We start from the raw sequence: 26,575 nt of genomic DNA on the forward strand, positions 1-26,575 counted from the left end.
TCGGCCTTAGGCTGGAAAAGCCCCGTCGCTTTCGAAAGGAAAGTGGCTTAAACGAGCACTTGGAGCGGCACGAATACGTGACAGGTCCAATCGGCAGACAGTTCACGCGGCCATCGTCGCACCCACCGAAATGCAACGTGACCGAGCCGTCTTCTGCTGCTTCGGCTGTGTAACCGTTGTAGCTGTTTACGCCCAGATCATTGGCTTCCAGAAAGCCGTCACCGTTATAGACAGTCACCGACCAGAACGCCCGAACCGGCACATCCTTGACGGTTACCGCATGCGGTGTTTCGCCGTCATTCTGATCGACCGCGTCCAACAGATAGATCGCGGCCTCAGGCGGAAGACCGCCCCAACCCGAGAACGCACCGACCAGAAACTGAACCGGATCAATCTCGTCCTTTGTTCTGCCAAAGGCGCGGGCTGAATCGGTGCCCAGCAAGGATAAATCGTTTATCGCCTGACGCGCAGTGGCAAGTTGTTCGGTGTTCCAGTTGGGCGCGTCAAACGGGCCCGTTCCACCGCCGCTGACGACAATTCCATCCTGTGCCGCTTGCGCGGCGGCAATATCATCCGGGTCAGTCACATCGACGAATGTGCGAAACGCGATGAAACCAAAGCGCGTACCAAGGTCTTCCTGTGTGATTTGATACGTGCCGGGCTCTGCCTCGGCATACATGAAGTGGTCCTGATTGATGACATGCATCGAGATATAGCGGCCATCCGCTTTAGGCAGTGTCACTTCGACGGGTTCGCTCAAATCCAGCAGAACGCCGGAGTAGAGCGTGTCCTGGTTCATGCGGATGACGGGCTGGTTATCCGGTGTGGTGGCTTCGCGCATATGCCCCAATTCGCCAACAGCGAGGCCGAGATTGGCCATGTTGGTCCGAAACATGTGATCTGTCTCGGCGCGCACAAGGGTGTCGACGGTCACATCGACCATGTCTTCGGCCCAAACGCCTGTCGGGAGTGTAAGCGCGACTGTCAGAAGAAGCTTTTTCATCGTAAGCATCCTGTTGTTCAGTTTGCGGGTTCTACGGAGGGGAAGACCCAGCTTCCGTCGATGACCTCTGGGCCCGGCTGATAAAGGCGCACGGCATAGTTCCAGCCATCCATGATCGGGAGACAGTTCACACGTCCGTCGTTGCAACCGCCGAAGTGCACGGTCACACTGCCATCGTCATTCTTGGTGCCTGAGACCGAGTTGACCACATACGTGTCGAGGGAATTGAGTTCAAAAAACCCGTCTGCATTATAAAGGCTCACGGACCAGAATGCGTTCACTGGCACATCCGCCGGGACCTGGATTTTGTATTCCCCAAGCGGCAGGCCGGGCTCGATATTAAGATAAAAGGCCTCGTCTTCTGGCAGCCCACCAAAGCCGACTGCTGTGCCAAGGAAATGGCGTAATGGGTCTACATGATCTGCCTTACCAAAAGTCCGGACGCTGTCTGTGGCGAACCTGCCCAGCTCAATTGCGGCTTGGCGCAGCGCCTCAAAGCTCTCCGCGTCGTAATTGGGCATTTCGAAGGGCGTTGCGGAGGCAGCATCAATGGTGAACCCGTCCTGAATTGCATTGACCGCCGCAACATCCTTGGGGCTCTCGGCATCCACCAGTATTCTCATGAAAACAAGTACGTAGGGGGTATGGAATGTACCCATGTCAAGCTGGAACACACCGCCACCGTCGAACACTTCATTGATGAAATGATCCTGATTGACCACCATCGTCGTCATGTATCGGTCGCCCACATCGGGCAGAGTCAAGGTTGCGCCTTGGCTGATATCAATAACCGCAACGCTGTAGAGTGTGTCGCGATTCATCCGAATGGTGGGCTGATTGTCGATGGGGGTGGGTTCTTTGAAGTGAAAGAACTGATTTACGCCTCCGGCCAGGCCATTGTACGTCTTCAGTTCATTGTCTGTAGCAGCCCGAACAAAGTTGTTTATGGTAATGGGCACTTCGTATGTCTCAGCAAGTGCATCGACCGTGGTATCAAAGCTCTGAGCGGTCGCTGTGCTTCCAATCAAGACAGCTAAAGCAGCAAGTTTCCAGCGTTTGTGCGTGAGATTCATAGTTTGCCCGCTCCACTAGCCAATTACAGAAATGCATTGCTTGATGGTCCCGGCACCTGATCAAAAGCGCATTCTCACGCCTCTCATTTTGTTGTTTTTTAAAATGCTACAATTGGAGCCTTGGCCATCTCTCTCCAACAAACCACAAAGTTCGAATGTATGCCCTGACAGATTGGAGCGACCGCTTCCGAAAACTGGTTAAAAATGACAGGTAGCGATAGCGTTTCGGCCAACAACTAGAAACTCTCTTTGCATATTGACCCGACGGCGGTCCTATTATTCGTGTGGTGATGTCAATCTCTTAGAGCGCACTCTCTGCGGGTAGCGTGGTTCAATTCGATTGAGCCCCTACCAGCGGGCACCTGACTTTTTTACCTCAAAAAGTGACTTCCGCTTTGACGCAGGTCAGGGACACAGAGCCGCGCTGGTCTATGCTTGACGTGCCCGACCTTTCAATTGCGGGGTCTTAAGGAGCTATGATGACAGGGCATGACGCACATGCTCAACACAGAACACCGCCGCTTACACGCGGGCGGGTTATCGTGCCGCTTTTGCTTGCGTTTCAAGAATCCGGTCAATCTGTAGAAAGTCTCCTAGCGGAATTCGATCTATCCTTCTCGGAATTGAACGCTCCGAGTTGTTTCATTCCGCACGACACTGTCTATGCCGTGTTTGAAGCCGTCGCACAAAAGACATCCCCAGACTTTCCAGCACTTGTTGGTCAAACTTCAGATCCGACCGTTGCATCCCCATTCGGACAGGCCTTTCGCGTAGCAAAGTCGCTGGCCGATTTCATTGCCAGGTTTTGCGTTCATGCGGGAAACAACACAAACGCGGTCACCATGACACTCGATGTCTCTGGAGAGTTCGCCGTGCTGTCCGCCAAACGCAGGTTCACGCCATGCTGTTCGCCCGCCTATATGGATGCGTTTCAGATCAGCCGATGGGCTACGTTGCTGCATGAAACCGCAGGTCAGCGTTGGGAAGCAAAAAAGGTTCTTGTGCGTGTGAACCGTCCTGATCTGCTCCCGTCTTACTTCTACGGTATCCGGGCGGTAGGTGCGGGCTCAGACGGGTATTCCATCCGCTTCCCAAGTGCCTGGCTTTTGTTTGAACTGGTTAACCGAACCGCGACCGAGTACGTGTTGACCACTCAGGACGAAAAAAACCCTGTACCTACAGACTTGTTGAGTTCGATCCAAAGCGTTGCCAACTCAAGGGTCGGGCGCACGGACTTGTCGGCTACGGCGCTCGCCAAGGCATGCGGTTTTCGAGGCGCGGTTCTCAACCGACGGCTTGCTGTCTATGGGACATCACTGTCGCGCATCGTCATCGAAGCCAAATGTGACCAGGCGAAACTTCTGCTTTCCAAGTCTGAGTTGTCGGTGGGCGATATCGCTGATCATTTGGGATACTCTGACGCGACGGCCATGACACGGGCCTTCAAGAAATGGACGGGTCAAACACCGTCAGAGTTTCGCGCCCGTGAAATGAATAGCGTTAAGGCATCTGTTCCGATACTCGACCCGGTCGAATGCGATTGTGAAACGTAACAGGACAACGGCGCGGCCCATCTTTTGCCGCGCCTCGAACTCGGGATAGGCAAAGGGGGGAGCGGGCCATGGCGTGCTTAAAAATACGGTGTATCGCAAGCAGTTTTCTGGTTGCGGCGACGATGCTGCCCGGCGGATCAACAGCAGTGGCACAGGACTCCGACTGGAGTTTTTCCGGCAGCTTCTACATCTACGCGGCGGACACCAAGACAACCATTGGATCGCTGGAGTCGGAACTCAGCTTCAGTGAAGCGGTTGAAAACCTTGATCTGGCATTCATGGGTACACTTGAAGCGCGAAGTGGCCGGTGGTCGCTGATCGCGGACTACATGCGCACAGACCTGTCCTTTGACAATGACACTCCCGGCCCGGTGTTCAGTGGCGCTGAAACCAGTCTGAAGACGCAGTTTTTAAGTGGATATGCCGCTTACACGGCCTATCAAGACCAAAACCTGGCCGTCGATCTCGGTGGCGGGTTTCGCTGGTTTGAGACGAGCAGCACGATCACTCTGGTCGGCGGCCCCACCCCGGCACCAAGTTCCAGTGCCAGCGACGATTGGATAGACCCTCTGATTGCGGCCCGTATCCGGTATCAGATCAATGACCGATGGTCGGCCGTTGCCTTGGCCGACTATGGTGGATTTCGCTCAGATCGCGAAACCGCACAGTTTTTGGCAACGGTAGGTTATGCGATCGCTCCAAAGTGGAATTTGCGCGCAGGTTATCGCTACATCATGGTCGACAAAGGTGAAGTTGACAGCAGGTTCAAGCTCTCACAATTCGGACCCGTGTTGGGTGTGACCTACAGCTTCTGAGTAAGGGCATTATGCGAAAGGCGGCCATGCCGAACACAAACAGGTCTGTAGTATCGAAGTTGCGCCAAGGCGCGAGCAGCGGTGCCGACATGCTTGGGACCGACAATTGCAGCCGGATGCGAACAGTCGGACAAAGGCAATTCAGAAAAGGAACGACGAGGCGACTGATTGCCAGAGCTTTGCCTGCGGCAACCGTGTGTTCGTTCTGTGTCCTCGCTGCCTGCGGGCCAAACATCTATGACGAAATTGAACTGATGCCCTCCCCAACGGTCTATGCCGAGGCTGCTTTTGACCCTTACAAGGACATCACGGAAGACAATTTCGTGCAGCGTTCGCAGCTATTCTACGCTACAGATCGGCTGCCCGCGGTTCCCGGCGACCCACAAGCCTATTACAACAATGAGCGCGGTCACATTCTGCGTACCGGCATTGCCGAAGTGCAAAGCAACCCCCCATTGGCGACGTTGAAAAAGCTTCGCCACGTTACCATGACGCGCGACCGCGCTAAGGACTACACGCTCAGCTTGTCTGACGTACAAGAGATTGGTGTCATGCCGTTCAGTGTCACGCGCTACATGAACGATCCACCTTCGCAAAAGGAGATGAAGGCAGCCGGACTTCGGTTTGCCCAATGGATTGACGATCACCTTGCAGCCTCTCGCAACAAAGACATTTTCATCTATGTCCATGGCTACAATGTCGATTTTGATTACTCGACCCTTGTCTCCAAAGAGTTGCAACACTTTCTGGGCTATCAGGGCGCCTTCATCAGCTACAACTGGCCCGCTACACCCAATCGCTTGGCGTATTTTCGGGATCAGGAATCTGCATTGGCGACGCGCCGCAATTTGCGTTCTCTTGTCGAATACTTGTCGGCAAACACCAACGCCCGGCGCATTCACCTTATAGGATACAGCGCAGGCTCAAGGCTCGCATTTGAAGCCGCCTATCAGATTGCTTTGCGGCCTGGGCCAAAGCCGCGGCTGGGGCAGTTGATCCTGATCAGCAGCGATCTTGATCGAAGCTATTTCTTGCAATCAATTGAAGACGGCCTTCTGGATGCCGTTATAGGTGTGACACTCTATCAATCGCAGACCGATTCAGCGCTGGCGATGTCACGGTTGGTCTTCGGCCGCGACCGTCTGGGTCAGGTTTCCGATGAAGCAATAAATGGGTCTCTGTTCCAGCGCCGACTGTCTGAGATGAAAACCCTACATATCATCGATGTGACCGAGGCCGAAGCAGCCGATACAGGAAACGGGCATTGGTACTTTCGGTCTTCGCCCTGGGCCAGCAGTGACCTGTTCATTTCTCTGCTTACAGACCGAGATCCTCAAGCGCGCGGGCTTGTGCGTGCTCCGGGCGAAGCTGTCTGGAGTTTTCCATCGAATTATCCGCAGACACTGCAACGCTTTCGAAATGGCAGCTAGTACTGGGACTCCAGTGGGTCAGAACCATTAGAACCAGTTTCTGGATTTAATCTATGAGCCTGACAACGCACCTAGAATGCTCAACGCAAAGCTGACGTTCGAGCAACGCGCAGCATCGGTAGAAGTGGGCTCGTTGCCGTCATCGGAACAACCGCAGCATTTCATTGGAGGGCCCAGATCACGACAATGAAGTCGGCCCCAAGCCGACCTTGCGCGAGGTCTTCTGATGCTGCACTTGCAACCTGCGTTGCTGACATTCGCCGCGAGCGCATATTCCGTTGGATTGCGAATTCACACATCGCGGAACAAAACGGTCTTTCGTCTTTTGAATACATTGACTGCCATCAGCGTAAAGCGGAACCCCGGTTGTGCGCGAAGGGTGGACTGTAGTTATAGCGCGGTCACTTTATCATCGATTCTTAGCACCGGAAAAAGGACGATCTGGGTGGATTGACCAACAGGGCATTCATTAATGCTACGTGATGCTCCGACGGAATGATCCCCGATCGAACGGATCAAGAGGCGTCCCGTGTTTCCGAGAGGCCGCATCCTGAGAGGCAGCCTCTCAAGAGCCAGGTCATTTTGCTATCTCAACACCCAGCCTCTCTGCGGCTTCAATGTTGGCATGCAGATGGTGCTCGAAAGCGGGCAGGACCGCTTTGAAATGCTCCTTCAGCTCGGGCGCATCCGCCTCGGGCAACAGCAGCCCTTCGACCGCCGCAATTGCAGAACGGTGAAAGGCGACTTCATGCGTCAGGTAAGCTGCGTCAAATCCGTCGGGGCCCGCGGCGCGCAAGGTCTCGATTACCTTGTCATGCTCCATGGCCGCTTCGATCCGCGCCGGAGGCAGCATGGACCTGTCACATTTTCGTGCCGCTCCAAGTGTTCGTTTAAGCCACTTTCCGTTCGAAGGCGACCGGGCTTTTCCAGCTCAGTGCTGAGTGCTTTCGACGCGGATTGTAGAACACATTGTTCAGCGTTTGTACCGGGAACTACGCCCCAACGCGACGAGTTCATCAGCGTCCACCATCAAATACACGGGGCCGAATGATGCGCGATGAAATGCATATCGAACACGATTGTCTGAAGTCAGCGCCAATGGGACAATTTAGGTCGTTTTGATAAGAGAGGGTTTCTGGCACATCGTTGCCACCAAGGAGTGGAGATGAGACAGAAACCCCGAGCCAAGCGGAGCCACGGCGAGAAAGATGCCAAAGACATCCGTTGGCAGTGGAGAAATATGAGCGGCGCAGCAGTGCCAAACCAACCGAGCAGGAGTTGGCCTGACTTCGTGATAAACAGTTGTCGCGGTGAGTATCTTCTCGCGCTTTTCGCGTATCGTTTTATTGACGCAACGTCGATTCAGTTGTTGTGGCCATTAAGAAGTTTACGCAAACTTAAGAAGCGATTTGATTTTTCGACTAGTCGCTCAAAAAGTGACGTCAGACGGCGTTTTCTTCCCCCTTACGTGTCAGTTTGCAACTCTTACATGCGCTCAGTCGCTGCGGGTTGGCACTCACAGTAAGTGATCCTTGAGCCCTCCTTACCAGCGCGGATCGGATCAGACCCGCAGCGGCTCTATTCAAGTCGTAGTTCCTCTCGCCAGGGCATGGGATGCCAATCAATGCCCGACACGTGCCATTTCTTTTGAAACGCTGGTTCGAGTCGCAATTGAACAGGCGCAGTTCGGGATAAGAACTGCGCCTGTTCATGGTCAAACTCGAAAACCGCGCGTTTAAGCGGCGACCCACATCTTCAACGGTGCGCGGAAATCCATCAGGTCAAAGCCCTTGTGATCGTCAACCCAACCGCTGATCCGATCTGAAGTCGCACCGACAAAGTCGTTGAACATCGGACAGATCAGACCACCATCATCACGGATCAACGCTGAGGCTTCTGCGTACATTTCCTTGCGCTTCGCATCATCGAGTTCGGCGCGCGCTGCGATGACGATTTGATCGAAACGCTCGTTGAAGAACCGGGTGTCATTCCAATCCGCTGTGGACAAATATGCTGTGGACAGCATTTGGTCCTGAACCGGACGGCCACCCCAGTAACTGGTGCAGAAAGGTTGCTTGTTCCAAACTTCAGACCAGTAGCCGTCATTGGGCTCGCGCTTCACATCCAGCGTTATGCCCGCGGCAGCTGCGGACTGCTGGAACAACGCGGCCGCATCCAATGCGCCGGGGAACGAGTTCTCGGACGACCGAAGCGTGACCGGCCCGCTATGACCCGATTTCTTGAAGTGGAACGCCGCCTTGTCCGGGTCGTATTCGCGCTGTTCGAACCCAGTTGCGAGGGGATAAGAGCTGTTGATGGGTGTGTCATTGCCCACAGAGCCGTAGCCGAAGAGGATCTTGTCCACCATTTCCTGACGATTGATGGCGTATTTCAAGGCCATACGCAGATCATGGTTGTCGAACGGCGCGGTATTGACGTGCATGATAAACACGTAATGACCTGCGCCAGACGTAGAGCGCACCGTGATACCGGGCGCGCGGTCAACAAGACGTGCAGTACGGGGCGGCACACGGTCAATCATGTCGACCTGACCAGATTGCAGCGCCGCGACTCGTGCGGTGTTGTCGTTGATGACAATCACTTCGATCGTGCCGGCATGACCAATCGTGTCATCCCAATGGTTGGGGTTGTGTTCAGCCACGAAACGCACACCCATATCGGCGGCTTTCAAAACATAAGGACCGGTGCCAATTGCAGCAGCTGGGTCCTCTTTACCGCCGCCAGGCTGAATGACGAGGTGATAATCCGAAAGCAGATATGGAAGGTCCGCATTGGGCGCTTCCAGCTCGACAATGAACAGGTCGCCATCTGTTCGCATATTTGCGATACCGCGCAACAAGCCCAACGCCCCGGATTTGGTCTCTTCGTTCGAGTGTCGGTCGATGGTCTGTAGAACATCCTCGGCAGTGACGGGCTGACCGTTTGAGAAGGTGATGCCGTCTCGTATCTTGAACGTCCACGTTTTTGCGTCGGCAGAAGCCTCAAAGCTTTCTGCGACCTTTGGCTCAAGGCCGCCATCAGGTGCAAGCGTCAAGAGCGTCTCACCCCAAAGGCGGGCGACCATATTAGCGGTTGAGTTTGCGGCGGTCGCAGGATCAAGGCTGTCAGTTGTGCCGCCGCCCTGGATGCCAACGCGAATGGTGCCACCTTTTTGTGGACCAGCGGCTTTGACCGCTGACGACATCGCCAGATTGGCTGTTGCAGCAGCCAGCCCCAAGGCGGATGCCTTCCCAAGAAATTCACGGCGGGGCATTTTGCCAAGCGCTGCCTGTTTTGCCAGATATTTGATATGTTCGTTCATGGTGACTTCCCCGTTGTCGTTTGAGAGCTCAGATTTGATTAGTAGGTTGCAAGTGACACTCCGCCTGCATCCGCAGCTGGCGGAAAGTGTCGTGACAATTTTTCAATGATCTCGTCACGCGTGCTGCGGTATTCTTCTTTGAAGAAGAGATTGACGTGTTCACCCGGATCGTTGCGAAGATCGAACATCTCTCCCCAGTCTGCGTTTTGAGGATAGATTGTGACACGCCATTCGTCTGTCATTACCGTCTGGTTGTAAGTGTCCATGCGCGTACGTGGGTGATATTCGGCAAAAAACGCCCGACGCCCCGGGCCATCTGCCTGCGTCATCAGGTGAGCGAAAGAGACCCCTTCGGTCGGCTGATACTCCAGCTCCAAAAAATCCTGCAGGGTCGCGCGCAGATCCAGATGACTTGTTGTCCCGTGACGTTCGCCAGGCTCGATCCCCGGACCTGCAGCGATCAGCGGTACGTGCAAAAGCGATCTGTAGGGGCTGGGGCCTTTTCGGATAAGCCCGTGATCACCCAACAACTCGCCATGATCCGAGGTGAAAATGACAACGGTGTCTTCAAGGAGACCCTGATGCTCCGCCTGTGCCATGATCCGGCCGACGCAAGCGTCAATCATCGAAATCATTCCATTGGTATACGCGATCGCACGGCGAATTGAATCGTCCGAGAAGTTCGATGTTGTCTGCAAAAAACCCTGTTCTCGCGGTGGTCCCGGATCGCGCAGGAAGTCCACATAGCTTTTACCTTTTTCCTCATCATCGCCGTCGCGCAGGAAAGACGGCATCGCTGACAGCTCATCAGGCACATATGAGGGCATTGGCATGTCCGCCGGATCGTACATGTCGCACCATGGCGCAGGGGGGGAAAAAGGATGGTGCGGATCGGGAAAGGAAACAAACAGAAAGAACGGGTCTGACCCGTCATTTTCGGTCAGGAACTCGCAGGCCCGATCTGTAATCCAAGAGTTGTAATGCAAGTCGAAAGGGATGGCCGATTTCCAAACTTCGTCAATATCCCCACATTGCGGTTCAAGCGCGTTTTCCGGGAGATAGAGCTCGGCCGCTCCCGGCGCGACAGATTCCAGCCAACGGGCATAATGCCCACCCTTTGTGGCACTAACGGATTCTCCAATCAGAATGTCGACCGCGTCGAACCCGTAAAAGGGGCCGCACCATCCCTCACTTTCCGGTAAGTCCCAAAAGGCGTTTGAATCCGGCATAAGATGCTCTGGCCCGGCCAGAATAGGTTGGAAGTGGAATTTCCCAACCCCATGGGTCTTGTACCCCATGGCCTGAAAGTCATGGGTGATCAGTTTCAGATCCTCAGGCAGGGCAACCCCGTTGCGCGTCAGGCCGTGCGACCTTGCATACTGACCGCTGAACAAAGTGGACCGGCTTGGAGAGCAGATCTGGTGCGGTGTGAAATGCTTGGTAAAGACGGCGCCCCGCTGGGCCAGTGCGTCTATATTCGGTGTCCTGACATGCTTGTTTCCGGTGCAGCCCAGACTGTTCGCGCGTTGCTGGTCCGTCATAATCAAAATGACATTTTTCTTCATTCTTGGCGCTGCCCTCCGAAACAACGGGACAGTACCACAGCGCTTACATTTGAAATAATACTATCTGTTTCGACTGATATTTGTTAATCGAATACCTATGTTCACCCATAACCAACTCAACGTCTTCTCTGCGATCATGCAAACCGGGTCGGTTTCCGCTGCTGGTCGCAGGTTGAATCTGTCACAACCCAGCGTCAGCCGGCTTTTGTCGGATCTGGAGCGGGAGTTTGGCGTTCCTTTGTTTCGTCGCCGGAGTAAGGGTGTGACACCGCTCCCCGAAGCGGAAGAATTCTATCAAGAGGTTAAACGCAATTTTTCGGCCCTTGCGAACTTGGACGAGATCGCCTCTCAGATCGCTCGGAAGGATCGCGGGTCCTTGTCAATTGCCACAATAACCGCCGCCTCATTAGACCTCGTGCCTCAGGCCCTGAGACGGCTGAACATAGCGGAAAAGAACATCCGGATCGATTGGCGGGTACGATCTTCAAACTGGATACTGGACTATGCCCGTTTCGGCGCGATGAGAACAGGCTTCGCCTATGTTTCGCGCTCTCTGAAGCAAATGAACGTCCTGTTTGAGGGAAGCTTACCACATATTTGTTTTGTTCCCGAAGGTCACCCTTTAGCCGCAGGTCAGGGGGCGCTGACACTGGAACAGATGGCGCCCTATCAGATCATCGGGCTGCGCAACGAAGTTGAGAGTGCTTTGTCGCTAAGTGACTTGCTAGAGGGTGAGCGCCCACCGGTGACTGTCGAAACATCTTTAGCTGCACTTACTCTTAGCAAATCCTGCGGCGGGTTGCCTCTCGTGGATGCTTTTACGGTTTTTCATTGGTTGCAAGGGAACAAAGGACGGCCGCGGATCGTAGAGGGCCTTCCTCTCTATCGGTTTGCGGTCGTTGAACCAATTGGCATCAACGCTTCACAGATAGACAGGGATTTTCAGGATTGCCTGATCCAAGAGATCGAACGCGTTGTTTTGTGGACCAAACAACTCGGCTAAAAAACAAAGCGTTCATTGACGTTCAGACTTCTACGGATACACCGGCATTGCGGGACTGTTGCATGCGTTGATGGGTCCCGCTTTTGCCACCGACCAGGATATGCCTCTCGTCCACGCGCCAATCGACACTGGCACGCCGCACGTGTTTCTGGGTCCGCGTTGTGTGCTCCGGCGCAAACTTGGGGCAACGAAGACCAAAATCCAAGGCACTTGCGCGTAGACAGAGGTTAAAACAAGCAAACACCCTTAAGGGTGAGAATGATTGGACGCTCAAAAAGGCAGCACGCTTCTATGAGTGGCCAACCATAGTCCGAATGACTTCAAGCCAGTTGCGCCCCTTCACAAAACCACCGCGCGGACCGGATCACAAAGCAATACCCAGCCCGCAACATGCGGATTGGCCGTTTAGCCTTCGATAAAGGAGGAGTCTTTCAACAAAATGGGCTCAAAGCAGCCCTTCTTCCCGCAACAATTCCAGCATATCCGCTTCGGGTCTTGGGCCGATATGGCTGATGACCTCGCGGGCGCAGACGTTGCCGATCCTGGCGCAGGTCTCGTAATCGCGCCCTGTGGCCATTCCATACAGGAACCCCGCGGCGAACTGGTCACCGGCACCTGTTGCGTCTACTGGCACGATCCTCTTGACCGGCACGTCGATGCGCGCGCCTCCGTTCAGGACGGTCACGCCATCACCCGAGCGGGTGCAAACCACCAGCGGGCAAATCTCGGCGGTCTTGATCAGCGCCTCTTCCAGATCGTCGGTTTCAAACAGCGATTTGATTTCGGCCTCGTTGCCGATGACGAAATCCAGCTCATTCTCGATCAGCAGCAGGAAATCGACCCGGTGCCGTTCCACGCAGAACGGGTCGGAAATGGCGATCCCGGTCTTGCCGCCGCCCTTGTGGCAGGCGCGCGCGGCCTCAAGAAACGCGGCCTTTCCCTTTTCCTTGTCGAACAGATAGCCCTCAAGGAACATGATCTGGCTGCTTCCGGCGACCTCATCGGGCACGTCATGCGACGACAGTTCCGAGGAGATGCCCAGATAGGTGTTCATCGACCGCTCGCCATCGGGCGAGACAAAGATCATCGAGCGCGAGGTCGGCAATTCCCCGCCCGGAACCGGCGGGTTGACGAAATCGACGCCATCTTCGTTCATCGCATCCGCATAGAACCGGCCCAGCGCATCGTCATGCACCCGCCCGATAAAGGCAGCATCCAGCCCCAGCGCACCTGCGCCCGCAATCGTGTTGGCAACAGACCCGCCCGGTGTCTGTACCCGACCCTCCATCGAGGCATACAGCAGCTCGCCACGCTCCTGCTCGATCAGCTGCATGATGCCTTTTTCAATGCCCATCAGTTCCAGGAAACTGTCATCGGCCTGCGAGATCACGTCCACAACGGCATTTCCGATACCGGTCAGCTGGTAGGTTTTCATAATGTCTTGTCCTCGAATTGACAGAGATCACGGATGATGCAGGTCGGGCATTGCGGCTTGCGCGCCTTGCAATGGTACCGGCCATGCAGGATCAGCCAGTGATGCGCATGGAGTTGAAAATCGGCGGGGATATTGTCTTCGATGGCGCGCTCGACCGCGTCTACGTCCTTGCCGGGGCAGATGCCGGTGCGATTGCCGACGCGAAAGATATGCGTGTCCACAGCCTGCGCTGGCTGCCGCCACCACATGTTCAGCACTACGTTGGCGGTCTTGCGTCCGACACCCGGCAGCGATTGCAGCGCTGCGCGGGAATTTGGGACTTCACCGCCATAGTCTTCGACCAAAATACGGCTCAGCTTGATGACGTTCTTGGCCTTCTGGCGGAACAGGCCGATGGTCTTGATATGCTCGATCAGGCCCTCTTCGCCCAGATCCAGCATCTTTTGCGGCGTATCGGCGATCTTGAACAACTCGCGGGTGGCCTTGTTGACCCCCGCATCGGTTGCCTGCGCCGACAGCGCCACGGCCACGACCAGCGTGTAGACATTCACATGCTCAAGCTCACCCTTGGGTTCGGGGTCGGCCTCCTGAAAGCGCGTAAAGATCTCGCGGATCGTATGATAGTCGAGTTGCTTTGCCATCCGGGCCTTAATGCCGCCCGAGGGGCCGCGACACAAGCCCAAAGCCAATGCGCAAGTTCCGGGTCGCGGCAGCGTGTCGCGCGCGCTATGGTTTGTGCCAGGCAATGAGGTGCAACCATGAACGTCCAGACCCCCGAAAGCGGATACCACTACAACGTCATGCGCCGGGCAATCGAGCTGATCGATCAGGGCGGCGAGGGCCTGAGCCTTGATGAGTTGGCCCGCCAGATGGACATGAGCCCGGCCCATTTCCAGCGCCTGTTTTCGCGCTGGACCGGAGTGTCGCCAAAACGGTACCAGCAATACCTGACGCTGGGCCATGCCAAGGCGCTGCTGCGCGAACGGTTCACTACGCTTGAAACCGCCCATAACGTGGGCCTGTCCGGCAGTGGCCGCCTGCATGATCTGTTCCTGAAATGGGAATCCATGAGCCCCGGCGAATATGCCCGCAGGGGCGCGGGTCTGACGATCTACTGGGGCTGGTTCGAATGCCCCTTTGGCCCCGCGCTGGTCATGGGCACCGACAAGGGCATCTGCGGCATCGCCTTCGGGGCTGAAACCGGAGAGAAGGCGGCGATGGAGGATATGGTTTCGCGCTGGCCCAACGCGGATTATGTCGAAGATCCGATGCGCCTGCGCCCATGGGTTCTCAGCGCTTTCGGCACGGCCAGCGACCGGTCAGAGCCGACACCGCTCTACCTGATCGGCTCACCCTTGCAGATCAAGGTATGGGAAGCACTGATGCACATCCCGTCGGGGCAGGTGACGACCTATTCCGAGATCGCGCAGCGCGTGGGTTCGCCGCAGGCCGTGCGCGCCGTGGGCACGGCGGTCGGGCGAAACCCGGTCAGTTGGCTGATCCCGTGTCACCGCGCCCTGCGCAAATCAGGGGGGTTGGGCGGCTATCACTGGGGTCTGCCGGTCAAACGGGCCATGCTGGCCTATGAGGCGGCGCAGGCCGACGCCTGATTGACAGAAGGCCCGACCGCTGCCAAAAAGCAACGCAGGTTCGGGTCCCCTGCCGTTCGCGGCCATAGGCTTTGGTGAAACCCGGTTGAACAAACATCTGTTGCCCTTTCCCGGCGCGCGGATGGTAATGCGAACCCCGTCCTAAACTCGCGCCCGTTCAAGGAAACGAGGCAAAACATGACACTGTCACAAGACATCGCTCCGCTGGAGGAGCTGAAAGAGCAGGCCAAACGCCTGCGACGGAAACTGCACGACACCGGCGTTCAGCTGTCGCACGGTCAGGCCCTGGAACTGGTGGCTCATCAACATGGGGTGCGCGACTGGAACACATTGCACGCGATGGCGGGCAACCGGATGCGCTTGCGCGTGGGCGACCGGGTCGAAGGTCGATACCTGGGCCAGCCGTTCACGGCGGAAATTCGTGGTCTGACCATGCTGGGGGACGGTGCGCACCGCCGGGTGACCCTGCAGTTCGACACGCCCGTCGATGTGGTCCGGTTCGACAGTTTCTCGGCCTATCGCCAACGCGTGACCGGAGAGATTGGTTGGGACGGTCGTTCCCGTCGCCATACGTCCGACGGGGAACCCCAGCTAGTGGTGCGGCCTGTCTGACATAACACGGGCGAGGCAACCGCGTTGCCTCGCCCTCTCATCTTGCACTGCGCAGGGTGTATTACTCAGCCGCCCAACCGCCGACGGATTTGACTTCCAGAAAGTCCTCCAGCCCCCAAACGCCGCCTTCGCGCCCGTTGCCGGATTGCTTCATCCCACCAAACGGAGAGCCCGCGCTGCGCGACTGGCCGTTCATCTCGACCATGCCCGACCGCAGAACCCGCGCCATGCGGTTGGCGCGCGCCTTGTCCTGCGTCTGCACATAATTGGTCAGGCCATAAGGTGTGTCATTGGCGATCTCGACAGCCTCTTCCTCGGTGTCGAAGGGGATCATGGTCAGAACCGGGCCAAAGATTTCCTCGCGGGCGATGGTCATCTGGTTGTTGGCATCGGCAAAGACCGTCGGGCGGACATAATAGCCCTTGTTCAGCCCCTCGGGGCGTCCGGTGCCGCCCGCGATCAGACGTGCCCCTTCGTCGATACCTTTCTGGATCAGGTCCTGAATCTTGGTCCACTGAACCTCATTCACGACGGGTCCGATATGGCGGCCCTCTTCTGCGGCGCTGCCCACCGTGACCTTGCTGGCGACCTCGGCGGCGATCTCAACAGCCTGATCATAGATCGGGCGCTGCACCAGCATCCGGCTGGGGGCGTTACAGCTCTGGCCGGTGTTGTTCATCATGTGCAGGACACCGCGTTTGACAGCCTTTTCATCGGCATCGGCAAAGACCACATTGGCGCCTTTTCCGCCCAGTTCCAGATGCACTTTCTTGAGCGTTTCCGCCGCGTTCTTCGAAATCGCCGTACCCGCACGGGTCGAGCCGGTAAAGCTGACCATATCCACATCGGGATGACCCGACAGCTGCGAGCCAACGCCCGCGCCATCGCCGTTCACCAGATTGAACACACCGGGCGGGAACCCTGCCTCGTCCATCATCTCGGCAAAGATCATCGCATTCAGCGGGCTTTGCTCGGAGGGTTTCAGAACCATCGTGCAGCCCGCAATCGCCGCCGCACCGACCTTGAGCGTGACCTGATTCATCGGCCAGTTCCAGGGCGTGATCAATGCGGCCACGCCAACCGCCTCATAGATGATCCGGTCATTCGGGGCGTGATCCCCCAGAGGGCGTTCAAACTGAAACGCCTTGGCGGCGCGGATGAAGTTCTGCAAATGCCATGTGCCTGCACCAACTTGCTGGCTGCGCGACATGTCAATCGGCGCGCCCATTTCCAGCGACATGGCCTGCGCCAGATCTTCCGCGCGGGTCTGGTAGATGTCGATCAGCTTCTCGACCAGTGCGATGCGGGCCTCTACCGGCGTTGCCATCCAGCCCGGCAGGGCGGCCTTGGCGGCGGCAACTGCCGCATCCGTGTCGGCCTGCCCACCCAGTGAGATCACCGCGCACGGCTCCTCGGTCGAGGGGTTGATGACCTCGAAATCATTGGGTTGCGACGGCGCGACCCATTGACCATTGATATAAAAATTCCGCTTTTCGATCATCCTGAGCCCTCCTGTCGGTCCAGCTAGAATCCGCCTGTTCGCCGACACTCTGTCACCCAAGCGAACAGGGGGCAATAGGTGATTTGATCAAATTATTTTTCCTGTGAAACCGGTGAATTTCCGGGCCGCGACCACGATGCAAGTTTTAACCCGTGGGCAAAGTGATTAGGTTTCAGGCAATCGACTCAGGTTAATACTGGAAAGGAGATACCCCATGGGTTTGCGCATCAACGATACGGTCCCGAACTTCACCGCAGAAACAGATCAGGGCACCATTCAGTTTCACGACTGGATTGGCGACAGCTGGGCCATTCTGTTCTCGCACCCCAAGGATTTCACGCCTGTCTGCACCACCGAATTCTCGGCCGTCGCGCAGCTGAGTGACGAGTGGGCCGCGCGCAACACCAAGGTGATCGGTGTGTCGGTTGACGGTGTCGAAGACCACAAGAAGTGGAAGAAGGACATCGAGGAATACGGCAAGGCCAATCCCGGTTTCCCGATCATCGCTGATGAGGGGCTGGCGGTGTCGAAAGCCTTCGATATGCTGCCCGCCGAAGCCTACCTGCCTGATGGTCGCACCCCGGCGGACAGCGCCACCGTGCGGTCGGTCTTTATCATCGGCCCTGACAAGCAGCTGAAACTGTCGATGACCTATCCGATGACCGTGGGCCGCAACTTTGCGGAAATCCTGCGCGCGCTGGACGGGTTGCAGATGTCGTCGAAGGGTGTCGCAACGCCTGCCAACTGGGTGCCGGGTGAAGACGTGATCATCCCGCCCTCAGTGTCGAACGAAGACGCCAAGGCCAAATTCGGCGCGTTCGAGACGATCTTTCCCTATCTGCGCAAGACCAAAGCGCCGTCTTAAGGCGGGTGCCGGGTCAGGGGGGCTGTCTGCCCCCCATCGTGCCTGCCGGCACGATTTCCCCCCGAGGATATTTGGGGCCAGATGAAGCAGGCGGGGGCAGGGTAACCGAAGGGAGACCTGCCCCTGGACCTCAGAACTTGTACCGAAGCCCGAAATTGACACTGAACGTATCCAGATCGTCTTCGACGATGCCGGTCAACGCGCCGTTCGGGGCCAGCCGCCGCGACGAGACGTCAAAGGCGCGGGCATAGCGGGCGTCGACGGTAAAGGCGGTTGACGGGTTGATCTCGTAAGCCACACCGGCGATCAGCTGCGCGGCAAAGGCGGTGTCGCTGTCATCCAGCGCCACACCGGGCCCATAGGCAAAATCCAGATCCGAATAGGTGGCCCCCAGACCAAACCCGGCATAGGGCGTCAGCGCACCCGCCTGTTTGAAATCGAACAGCACATTGGCAAACAATGAGGTCTGCGTGACATCGCCCGAGATATTGCCCTCGGCCCCCGGCCCGTTGCCCGAGAAGTTCACACCATCCACGTCGCTGTCGCGGTAAGACAGCTCCAGCTCAATCCGCGTGCCGAACCTGTCATTGGACCATTGCGGGATCTCCTTGCCGATGGCCACGCCCAGACCGAACCCCGCGTCGAACTCCGTGTCGACCGATTGCGGCGCGCCGCCGATCGTGCCCGCGAAATCGCTGTCCTGCAGCTGGCTGTACCCGACAAAGCCCTGAACATAGGTGCCGTCGCCCAGGCTCTGCGCGGCAAGCGCCGTCGCGCTGACGGCGAGGGCCGTTGAGGTAAGTAAAATGCGCTTGAACATGATTGTCTCCGTTGCTCCAAAACTCTGCTTGGCCTCGATGTGGGCGGGCTTGACGGAAAGGAAAGGCGCAGGGCCATCACTTCGTTTCACAGGTTTTTGGACGCGCGTGAATGAATAGATCCGGGGCTGGGCAGGACCGTTCATCTGCCGTCTCATGGCCCTCAGGTTCTGGTTCCGGGCAATTTGTGATAGGGTGCGCGGGGGCAAAACTCAGGCATGCGACCAATCACCTCGGGCTTTCGGACTGTTCAAAGCAGGAGAAGACCATGGCTTTTACAGATTGGTATGTTGAAGGAGAGAGTTTCGGGAACTGCAACTGCGGCTATGCCTGCCCCTGCCAGTTCGAAGAGTTGCCGACCCATGGCGATTGCCGGGGGTTCGAAGTGCTTGAGGTGACCAAAGGGTATTTCAGTGACACCGACCTCAGCGGGACCAAAGCCGCGCTGATCTATGCCTGGCCGGGGCCGATCTTTGAAGGCGGCGGCGAGATGCAGGTGATCGTTGATCCCGCAGCAACCCCGGCACAGCGCGACGCGCTGGAAAAGGTCTTTCACGGTGAAGAAACCGAAGAGATGGCGACGCATTGGTATGTGTTCAGGGCGATGTGCGAGACGGTTCATGACACGCTCTACCTGCCGATCGAGTTCGAGATGGACCTCGAAGAGCGCACGGCCAGCGTTACCGTTGGTGATGTTCTGAAATCCACCGGACAGCCGATTCAGGCTCCGCATGGTGGCGGCGCGCATCGGGTCCGCATCGATATCCCGGGCGGGATCGAGTTTTCCATTGCCGAGATTGGCAGCGCCTCGACACGCTCTGATGCCGCGATAAAGCTGGACCTGAAGGACAGCTATGGCCAGTGGCATCTTCTGAAACATGGGCCCGGCGGGGTTACCCACTGATCGGCCCCCCTGTCAGGCGGCGTGCGCAGATGTGTTCGGGACCGATGACCAGCAGGGCAGCGTCAGATCCGCCTTCAGTACCCGAACCTCAAAGGGTTTCAGCACCGGCAACGCGGTTGACCCATAGCCACCGGCACCGCAGGCCAGTTCCGGGAACAGGGTGAACAGCTCGCGCCTTGTGGCGGGTGCCATCGCGCCCAGTGTCGTGTCACCGGGATAGAAGGATTCGGACCAGATGCCTTCGACATTCACCAACTCATGCCGGTCAAAAAGGATATGGACATACTCGACCCCTTGCGCGGGCAGCTCCTGAACGATTGTCCGCCCGTTGATCAGCCCCTTGGCCGGGGCCAGCATCGCGGTCTCGCAATGCATCAGCTCCATCATCGCCGAGGTGACGGCGATCCGGTGTTGTGGCGAGACGACCAGATCACGGTTGGGGCTGTTTGGCCCGAAACATCCCGCCATGATCCGAACCGGACAGAGATGAGGGTCCTGTTGCAACTCCTGCGCTGACAAGCGACGCCTGCCGACCCAGCGCACCGGGCGGATATGGCCCTTGGCAGTGACAACCGGGTCGCCGGGGTTCAGGGTTTCGACCCGGCGCAGCCCGGCGGGTGTCCGGATCAGGGACCCGGCGGTAAAGCACACGAAAGACGGCAGGGTCTGATAAGTAGTTGGCGCTGCCGTCCCGCCAAAGCTGGTCCCCGTGATCGTATCGTTCAGCTGCGCCTGACCCGAGGTGACGATGATGTAGCGCGGGTTCGAGAACTGAACCAGAATGAAGGTGACAGGCGCCCCGTTCACCGTCCCCGAATAGCTTTCGAAAGTGCTGAAATTCTGGCTTGTCCCGGAAAAACCGGGCAGGGCCGACAGATCAAGCTGCGCGCTGTCAGGGTCGGGATCCTGCAACAGGGCGTCATTGTCGGTGATATCAACGGAATAAGCGGCAGTAATATCGACGCTTTTATTGCTGTAGGGGTCTGCGCTGATTTCGAAAACGGTTATCGAGGCCACGGTCGAAAAGCATCCCTGAATGCAACATGATCATCCTTATGGTTGAGTAAATACACGCATGAAGTGTTAATAATTGATTTACCAAGCCACGGGACGCCCGACACTCCTGACCGCGCGGACAAAAAAAGCCCCGGTCGAAACCGGGGCCTTTCGCATTCAATCAGAGGGTGGGCAGATTACTCTGCGCTTTCCTCTTTAAGCAAAACCAACCTAGCCCCGGCATTTCACATATGCGGATATGTGGGTGGTAGAAGCGGAGGTTAGTGGAAGGTAGCGGAGGTTAGCGGAAGGTAGCGGAGGTTAGTGGAAGGTAGCGGAGGTTAGTGGAAGGTAGCGGAGGTTAGCGGAAGGTAGCGGAGGTTAGCGGAAGGTAGCGGAGGTTAGTGGAAGGTAGCGGAGGTTAGTGGACGGTAGTGAAACATTATTGCAAAACATTTTCAGAATGAGTGCTGGAAACGACAGTTATCCAAGTTGCAAAAGACCTTGTAGGTAACCGATAAAACCCTTTGCGCGCTTCATCAGCTAAGATAATCTCGCGCTTTTTTAAAGCCGCAAGAGCATTATCCACATTAGAAGCGGATACTTCACAGCCTTCAATAATTGACTTGCGTGCAACCCAACCGTCGCCGTGTTCAGCCATAAAATCCAAAACTCGTCTATAATCGTCAGACCAAATCTTTGAATAGTACATCTCGCTGAAGTACTTCGCACCGAGTTGATCTATCGCGCCGTTCTCTGCCGAAGCACCATGAAGTACATCTTTCAAATCAATCGCGTCATCCGTGTCGGTGTCAAAAGCACAGTAACAAAACTGCTGAAGGAAGTGTGGGTATCCTTCAGAAAGATCGCTCAACAGGTCAGTTGCTTCTTCATCAATTTTTGTTTTGCGTTCGTTTTCTTCATTTGCTCTAGCGATGCCTACACGGACTACATTCTTTCTCTCTTTCGGTTCAAGTGGTTGCATGGTCAAAACCTGAAAAACTCTAAGAGATGACTCGTGAGAATCCCGAAGCTTTTGAACAAGAATCGACTGACCAGCGAGCAAGAACAATACGTCGTTGCAACCTCGCTTCGCCAAGCGTTCCGTTACAATTTTTAAAAATTCTCCCAGGCCAGCTTCCACCGGAGGTGTGTCTGCCTCGTCCAGAAGCACTGCGATTCCGTCAAAGTTGCGTGTCTCCGAGATGTCGACGAAGAGGGAAACCAGATCATCAAGTGCTTCGTCGGGGTCGATCTCTTCCTCTTTTCCTCTATAGGCGACGCCCAATATTTCCCAATTGGAAAGAAACTCCCAAACCAGCTTTGCTTTTTCTTTAAGGTTCTCGTGCGAACGGAGCTTGGATTTTAGTTCACGTCCAATTTGCTTAACGATTCCACCCTGCGTTTGAACGCCTGCTAAGTCGGTAGAAACAGTCAAGAAATTGAATTCTAAAGCTTCGACGTTGATCTCTCCGCGGGCTATTAGATCTGCATAATTCAATAATGATGATTTTCCTATGCCACGCTCGCCGGAAATGAGGAGGTGCTGAGGGTTGTTATTCTTTGTCTGAAAAAGAGCCTGTTCAATCGCCTCAATCTCATCGAACCGTCCAATGAACATTCCAGGAAAAGCGATCCCGAACGGTACAAACGGATTAAACTTCATGTTCACCTCAGAATTTGCTCTCAGAATACACAAAGGCTCCGGTAATTCCACCGGAGCCCCATAAAAATATCAAGTAAGAAGCAGATTACTCTGCGCTTTCCTCTTTCTTTTCTTTCTTCTCGGGAACGATCTCTTCCCCGGTTTCCTGATCGACCACTTTCATCGACAGGCGAACCTTGCCGCGATCGTCAAAGCCCAGCAGCTTGACCTTCACTTCCTGACCTTCCTTCAGAACATCCGACGGATGGTTCAGGCGGCGGTTTTCGATCTGGGACACGTGGACCAGACCATCGCGCTTGCCAAAGAAGTTCACGAAGGCACCGAAATCGACGATCTTGACCACCTTGCCGGTATAGACCTGACCTTCTTCCGGCTCGGCCACGATCGACCAGATCATGTCATAGGCTTTCTTGATCGATTCCCCATCGGGCGATGCGATCTTGATGACGCCATCGTCGTTGATGTCGACCTTGGCACCCGAAACCTCGACGATCTCGCGGATGACCTTGCCGCCCGAACCGATCACTTCACGGATCTTGTCGGTCGGGATGTTCATGGTCTCGATTCGCGGCGCGTGGACCGAGAACTCGTTGGTCTCGGACAGGGCTTTGCCCATCTCGCCCAGGATGTGCATCCGGCCGTCCTTGGCCTGTGCCAGGGCGGTTTCCATGATCTGAGGCGTGATGCCCGCGACCTTGATGTCCATCTGAAGCGAGGTGATGCCGTTTGCAGTACCCGCAACCTTGAAGTCCATATCGCCCAGGTGGTCTTCGTCACCCAGAATGTCGGTCAGAACTGCGTAAGACCCGTCATCTTCCAGGATCAGGCCCATGGCCACACCGGCAACCGGGGCTTTCAGCGGAACACCCGCATCCATCATCGACAGCGAACCGCCGCAGACAGACGCCATCGAGCTGGAGCCGTTGGATTCGGTGATCTCGGACACCACGCGGATGGTATAGGGGAAGTCGGTTGGCGCAGGCAGAACCGCCTGAAGTGCGCGCCATGCCAGCTTACCGTGGCCGATCTCGCGACGGCCGGGCGAACCCACGCGGCCCACTTCACCAACCGAATAGGGGGGGAAGTTGTAATGCAGCAGGAAGTTCGATTTGAAGTTGCCGTGCAGCGCGTCGATGAACTGCTCATCGTCGCCGGTGCCCAGCGTGGTCACGGCCAGCGCCTGAGTTTCACCGCGGGTGAACAGGGCAGAGCCGTGTGTGCGCGGCAGCAACGAGGTTTCGGCTTCGATGGCACGCACATCGGTGGTCGAACGACCGTCGATGCGCTTGCCGCCCTTGACGACGTCACCGCGCAGAATACCGGCTTCCAGCTTCTTCATCGCCGAACCAAGGTTGGCGTCTTCCAGCTGTTCCTCGCTCAGCGCTTCCTTGATCGCTTCACGGGCAGCGGCAACAGCGGCGGTGCGCTCCTGCTTGTCGGTGATCGCGAACGCGGCGCGCATCTGCTCTTCACCGGCAGCCGAAACGGCGGCATAAAGCTCCGAGTAATCGGGTGCGACGAATTCAAACGGCTCTTTCGCGGCGTCTTCGGCCAGCGAAATGATCAGGTCGATGACCGGCTGGATCTGCTCATGCGCAAAGGTCACGGCACCCAGCATTTCGGCCTCGGACAGCTCATAGGCTTCTGATTCAACCATCATCACGGCGTCTTTGGTACCGGCAACAACCAGATCCAGACGCTGTTCAGGGTTCAGGCGCAGGTCCTGCATGTCATCCACGGTCGGGTTCAGGACGTATTCGCCATCCACGAAACCAACGCGGGCACCGGCGATCGGGCCCATGAACGGCGCGCCGGAAATGGTCAGCGCAGCCGACGCGGCGATCATCGCGACGATGTCGGGATCATTGACCAGATCGTGGCTCAGCACGGTGCACATCACCAGAACTTCGTTTTTGAAACCGTCAACGAACAGCGGGCGGATCGGACGGTCGATCAGACGCGCGGTCAGCGTCTCTTTCTCGGTCGGGCGCGCTTCGCGCTTGAAGAAGCCACCCGGAACCTTACCGGCGGCATAATATTTCTCTTGGTAATGTACGGTCAGCGGGAAAAAGTCCTGACCGGGCTTTTGTTGCTTGGCAAAGGTCACGTTGGCCATGACGCTGGTTTCGCCCAGCGTGGCAATCACGGTGCCGTCGGCCTGACGGGCAACCTTGCCGGTTTCCAGTGTCAGCGTCTCCTCGCCCCACTGCATCGATTTCTTCGTTACATCAAACATATGCGTATCCTAGAACGGAGCACTCCCGCCCCTGCGGGTCTCCGGTTTTGCATGGCGGCCCCATTGCCGCCGACCCCATTTATCTTCCGTTCGAGTGCCGGGGTCAGGGCACAACGTCTCAGATACCGCGCGCATACATGAGAATGCGTTGGAAGGAAAGCGAAACCGAAAAAGCTGGCCGGATCATGCTGAGGCAGGCCCTGCCCCCTCGCAGCGCGACACAAGGCACAAGGGCCGCATGATGGTGCGACGCGTGCCATAACCCCCGTCCGGGAAATGGCCTGACAGAACCGGATCACTGCGCTAACCTCACTTTCATCGGGGGGTGCGAATGAAAAGACGGCTTACGACAGTACTGGCGGCTGACGTTGTCGGGTACTCTGCGCTTATGGATCAGGACCGGCAGGGTACACTTGCAGCACTGAAATCGTTCCGTGACGACACGCTCACTGCCCTGCTGAAATCCCACAACGGCACATTGATCAAAAGCATGGGGGATGGCTGGATCGCTGAATTCCAGTCAACGTCCGACGCGTCGGATTTTGCGATTGCCCTGCAATTCTGCGACAAGCCCGAAGGGCTGCGGCTGCGCATCGGTATTCACACGGGTGAGGTCATTACAGAAGGCGAGGACATCTTCGGTGATGGCATCAATGTCGCTGCCCGGCTCGAAGCTCTGGCCAAACCCGACCAGATCCTGATTTCGGACACGGCGCATCACAGTCTCGACCGGGGCGATGCAGCCCTGTTCGACGGCGGCGGGCAGGCCGAGCTGAAGAACATCACGCGCCGCGTTGGTGTCTGGTGCTGGCCAAAGGGCTCAACCGCCAATCTTGCAACACCCGCCGACACCCGCCCGGGGATCGCCGTCCTGCCCTTCGACAACATGTCCGGCGACCCCGAGCAAGAGTTCTTTGCCGACGGCATAACCGAAGACATCATCACGGAACTGTCGCGCTTTCGTTGGCTGATGGTGGTGGCCCGCAACTCGTCCTTCATCTTCAAGGGAAAAACGACAGATATCCGCCAGGTCGGCCTGACGCTCGGGGTTCGGTATGTGCTGGAAGGGTCCGTCCGACGCGCCGGACAGCGTGTCCGGATCACCGGTCAGTTGATCGATGCGGAAAATGGCAGCCACCTGTGGGCCGATCGCTTTGACGGGGTGCTGGACGATATCTTCGACCTTCAGGACAAGGTCACGCAAGAGGTCGTCACGGCGATCGAGCCTTCGCTGCGCCACGCTGAAACGAACCGGTCCCGCGCCAAGCCGACCGAAAACCTCGAAGCATATGAACTCTATCTTCAGGCGCAGTCGCATTTTCATCTGCTGACAGATGACGCCAATCGCGAAGCCATCCGGCTGACGACGCTGGCGCTGGACCGCGACCCGGATTACGCCGCTGCCGCAGGGCTGCTGGCCTGGCTGCATATTCAGCGCCTTGTGCAGGGGCTCGACCCCATCGGCGAAGGGCCCAGGGCCGCCATCAGCGCGGCAGAACGCGTTCTCATGAGCGACCGCGCCGACGGCATTGCCATGGCTTATGCAGCGCATTCAATCTCGATGCTGGCCCGCGATCTGCCGCGCGCGCGGGCGGCGTTCAAACAGGCTCTGGCCGAAAACCCTAATGCTGCAAGTGTTCACATGCTCGCCTCCATCAACCTGTGCATGTTGAACCGGTCGGACGAGGCATTGGAACACGCAACACATGCCATTGAACTCAGCCCGAAAGACCCGATGCGCCATGCGGCGCATATCGCCCGGGCAAGTGCGCTTTTTCAGCTGCGCCGGTATGACGAGGCCGCCGCCGCCGCGCGTGACGCTCTGGCCGTTCGGTCAGGATTTGTCATGAGCCACCTGATGCTTATTGCCGCCTTGGGCCAGATGTCGGATGCCGCAGCGGCGCAGGCGGCGATAAGCGACCTGCAAGCGCTGCGCCCCGATATCACCGCTTCCTCGGATCAGACCAGCCTGCCGGTCTTTACCGTTCCGGCCTGTGCGGAAAGCTGGCGCGAAGGGTGGAAAAAGGCCGGTCTTCCCGAATAACGGCTGATCTACAGATACGCGTTCTGCTGCGGCCACGGAACGCCGCGCGCCCCGGCTGGCGACGTCCGGATGTTCAAGTGTGATGTTCACCACAGAGAGAATTCAAAACTCGTCTATTGTGCAG

General features: G+C 56.9%; 21 protein-coding genes and 1 pseudogene. 9 read left to right on the plus strand and 13 right to left on the minus strand.

All coding sequences use genetic code 11. The features are described 5' to 3' along the window. The coding region (locus tag ACR0BZ_RS16400) for a DUF1254 domain-containing protein (protein ID WP_480920752.1) at positions 1–1,003 on the minus strand (1,003 nt) is incomplete at its 3' end. A 17-nt stretch (positions 1,004–1,020) separates the two neighbouring features. Further along, on the minus strand, positions 1,021–2,076 hold the full coding sequence (locus ACR0BZ_RS16405; protein WP_170431627.1) for a DUF1214 domain-containing protein: 1,056 nt from the start codon (positions 2,074–2,076) through the stop codon (positions 1,021–1,023). A gap of 479 nt (positions 2,077–2,555) precedes the next feature. On the opposite strand from ACR0BZ_RS16405, the gene ACR0BZ_RS16410 reads away from it, so the two are divergent. The 3 genes from ACR0BZ_RS16410 (at position 2,556) to ACR0BZ_RS16420 (ending at position 5,874) form a co-directional block, all read left to right on the plus strand. Next, positions 2,556–3,629, plus strand: a complete 1,074-nt coding sequence (locus tag ACR0BZ_RS16410; protein ID WP_480920753.1) for an AraC family transcriptional regulator — start codon at positions 2,556–2,558, stop codon at positions 3,627–3,629. Between the two features lie 68 nt (positions 3,630–3,697). Continuing rightward, positions 3,698–4,444, plus strand: a complete 747-nt coding sequence (locus ACR0BZ_RS16415; protein WP_253282656.1) for an outer membrane protein — start codon at positions 3,698–3,700, stop codon at positions 4,442–4,444. A 254-nt stretch (positions 4,445–4,698) separates the two neighbouring features. Next, the gene (locus ACR0BZ_RS16420; protein WP_170400931.1) at positions 4,699–5,874 is read left to right on the plus strand and encodes an alpha/beta hydrolase; all 1,176 of its coding nucleotides are present in this window, start codon (positions 4,699–4,701) and stop codon (positions 5,872–5,874) included. A gap of 577 nt (positions 5,875–6,451) precedes the next feature. Here ACR0BZ_RS16420 and ACR0BZ_RS16425 read toward each other — a convergent pair. The 3 genes from ACR0BZ_RS16425 to ACR0BZ_RS16435 form a co-directional block, all read right to left on the minus strand. Continuing rightward, entirely contained in the window at positions 6,452–6,727 is a 276-nt protein-coding gene (locus tag ACR0BZ_RS16425; protein ID WP_480920754.1) for a DUF4142 domain-containing protein, read from the minus strand. A gap of 882 nt (positions 6,728–7,609) precedes the next feature. Continuing rightward, positions 7,610–9,196, minus strand: a complete 1,587-nt coding sequence (locus ACR0BZ_RS16430; protein WP_480487811.1) for an ABC transporter substrate-binding protein — start codon at positions 9,194–9,196, stop codon at positions 7,610–7,612. 38 nt (positions 9,197–9,234) lie between these two features. Further along, positions 9,235–10,761, minus strand: a complete 1,527-nt coding sequence (locus tag ACR0BZ_RS16435) for a sulfatase family protein (RefSeq protein ID WP_480774278.1) — start codon at positions 10,759–10,761, stop codon at positions 9,235–9,237. Between the two features lie 97 nt (positions 10,762–10,858). Here ACR0BZ_RS16435 and ACR0BZ_RS16440 point away from each other — a divergent pair, with 97 nt between their 5' ends. Continuing rightward, complete coding sequence (locus ACR0BZ_RS16440) at positions 10,859–11,764, plus strand: LysR family transcriptional regulator (protein WP_480920755.1); 906 nt, start codon at positions 10,859–10,861, stop codon at positions 11,762–11,764. 82 nt (positions 11,765–11,846) lie between these two features. Here the strand turns inward: ACR0BZ_RS16440 and ACR0BZ_RS16445 are convergent. The 3 genes and pseudogenes from ACR0BZ_RS16445 to nth form a co-directional block, all read right to left on the minus strand. Then, positions 11,847–11,945: pseudogene (locus tag ACR0BZ_RS16445) on the minus strand (IS6 family transposase); the annotation flags it as partial. 264 nt (positions 11,946–12,209) lie between these two features. Further along, complete coding sequence (locus ACR0BZ_RS16450) at positions 12,210–13,199, minus strand: adenosine kinase (RefSeq protein WP_480482801.1); 990 nt, start codon at positions 13,197–13,199, stop codon at positions 12,210–12,212. Continuing rightward, positions 13,196–13,840, minus strand: coding sequence for an endonuclease III (gene nth, locus ACR0BZ_RS16455; RefSeq protein ID WP_209505105.1), 645 nt, complete (start codon positions 13,838–13,840; stop codon positions 13,196–13,198). The genes ACR0BZ_RS16450 and nth overlap by 4 nt, the downstream gene beginning before the upstream one ends. Before the next feature lie 117 nt (positions 13,841–13,957). On the opposite strand from nth, the gene ACR0BZ_RS16460 reads away from it, so the two are divergent. Next, positions 13,958–14,809: a bifunctional helix-turn-helix domain-containing protein/methylated-DNA--[protein]-cysteine S-methyltransferase gene (locus ACR0BZ_RS16460; RefSeq protein WP_267365305.1), complete on the plus strand. Its 852-nt coding sequence runs from the start codon at positions 13,958–13,960 to the stop codon at positions 14,807–14,809. A gap of 177 nt (positions 14,810–14,986) precedes the next feature. Continuing rightward, positions 14,987–15,421: a glyoxalase superfamily protein gene (locus ACR0BZ_RS16465; RefSeq protein ID WP_480474265.1), complete on the plus strand. Its 435-nt coding sequence runs from the start codon at positions 14,987–14,989 to the stop codon at positions 15,419–15,421. 61 nt (positions 15,422–15,482) lie between these two features. On the opposite strand, the gene ACR0BZ_RS16470 is transcribed toward ACR0BZ_RS16465, so the two are convergent. Beyond that, positions 15,483–16,922 carry an aldehyde dehydrogenase family protein gene (locus tag ACR0BZ_RS16470; RefSeq protein ID WP_480920756.1) on the minus strand — a complete coding sequence of 480 codons (1,440 nt, stop codon included), beginning with the start codon at positions 16,920–16,922 and terminating at the stop codon, positions 15,483–15,485. 214 nt (positions 16,923–17,136) lie between these two features. Between ACR0BZ_RS16470 and ACR0BZ_RS16475 the strand changes: the two genes are divergently transcribed. Continuing rightward, positions 17,137–17,787: a peroxiredoxin gene (locus ACR0BZ_RS16475; RefSeq protein WP_480482809.1), complete on the plus strand. Its 651-nt coding sequence runs from the start codon at positions 17,137–17,139 to the stop codon at positions 17,785–17,787. 130 nt (positions 17,788–17,917) lie between these two features. Here ACR0BZ_RS16475 and ACR0BZ_RS16480 read toward each other — a convergent pair whose 3' ends face one another. Then, a complete protein-coding gene (locus ACR0BZ_RS16480; RefSeq protein ID WP_480920757.1) occupies positions 17,918–18,607 on the minus strand; it encodes an outer membrane protein in 690 nt (229 codons plus the stop codon). Between the two features lie 266 nt (positions 18,608–18,873). Here ACR0BZ_RS16480 and ACR0BZ_RS16485 point away from each other — a divergent pair, with 266 nt between their 5' ends. Beyond that, complete coding sequence (locus ACR0BZ_RS16485; RefSeq protein ID WP_480920758.1) at positions 18,874–19,509, plus strand: DUF1326 domain-containing protein; 636 nt, start codon at positions 18,874–18,876, stop codon at positions 19,507–19,509. A gap of 12 nt (positions 19,510–19,521) precedes the next feature. Here the strand turns inward: ACR0BZ_RS16485 and ACR0BZ_RS16490 are convergent, their stop codons facing one another. The 3 genes from ACR0BZ_RS16490 to pnp all read right to left on the minus strand — a co-directional run bounded on the left by ACR0BZ_RS16490 (position 19,522) and on the right by pnp (position 24,407). Beyond that, positions 19,522–20,526, minus strand: a complete 1,005-nt coding sequence (locus ACR0BZ_RS16490) for a Hint domain-containing protein (RefSeq protein ID WP_480920759.1) — start codon at positions 20,524–20,526, stop codon at positions 19,522–19,524. A 421-nt stretch (positions 20,527–20,947) separates the two neighbouring features. Then, a complete protein-coding gene (locus ACR0BZ_RS16495) occupies positions 20,948–22,171 on the minus strand; it encodes an AAA family ATPase (protein ID WP_480898844.1) in 1,224 nt (407 codons plus the stop codon). Between the two features lie 85 nt (positions 22,172–22,256). Continuing rightward, a complete protein-coding gene (pnp, locus tag ACR0BZ_RS16500; protein ID WP_480920760.1) occupies positions 22,257–24,407 on the minus strand; it encodes a polyribonucleotide nucleotidyltransferase in 2,151 nt (716 codons plus the stop codon). A gap of 331 nt (positions 24,408–24,738) precedes the next feature. Here pnp and ACR0BZ_RS16505 point away from each other — a divergent pair, with 331 nt between their 5' ends. Continuing rightward, the gene (locus ACR0BZ_RS16505) at positions 24,739–26,451 is read left to right on the plus strand and encodes an adenylate/guanylate cyclase domain-containing protein (RefSeq protein WP_480920761.1); all 1,713 of its coding nucleotides are present in this window, start codon (positions 24,739–24,741) and stop codon (positions 26,449–26,451) included. Positions 26,452–26,575: the final 124 nt, after the last annotated feature.

It is taken from the genome of Ruegeria sp. P8, assembly GCF_056534665.1.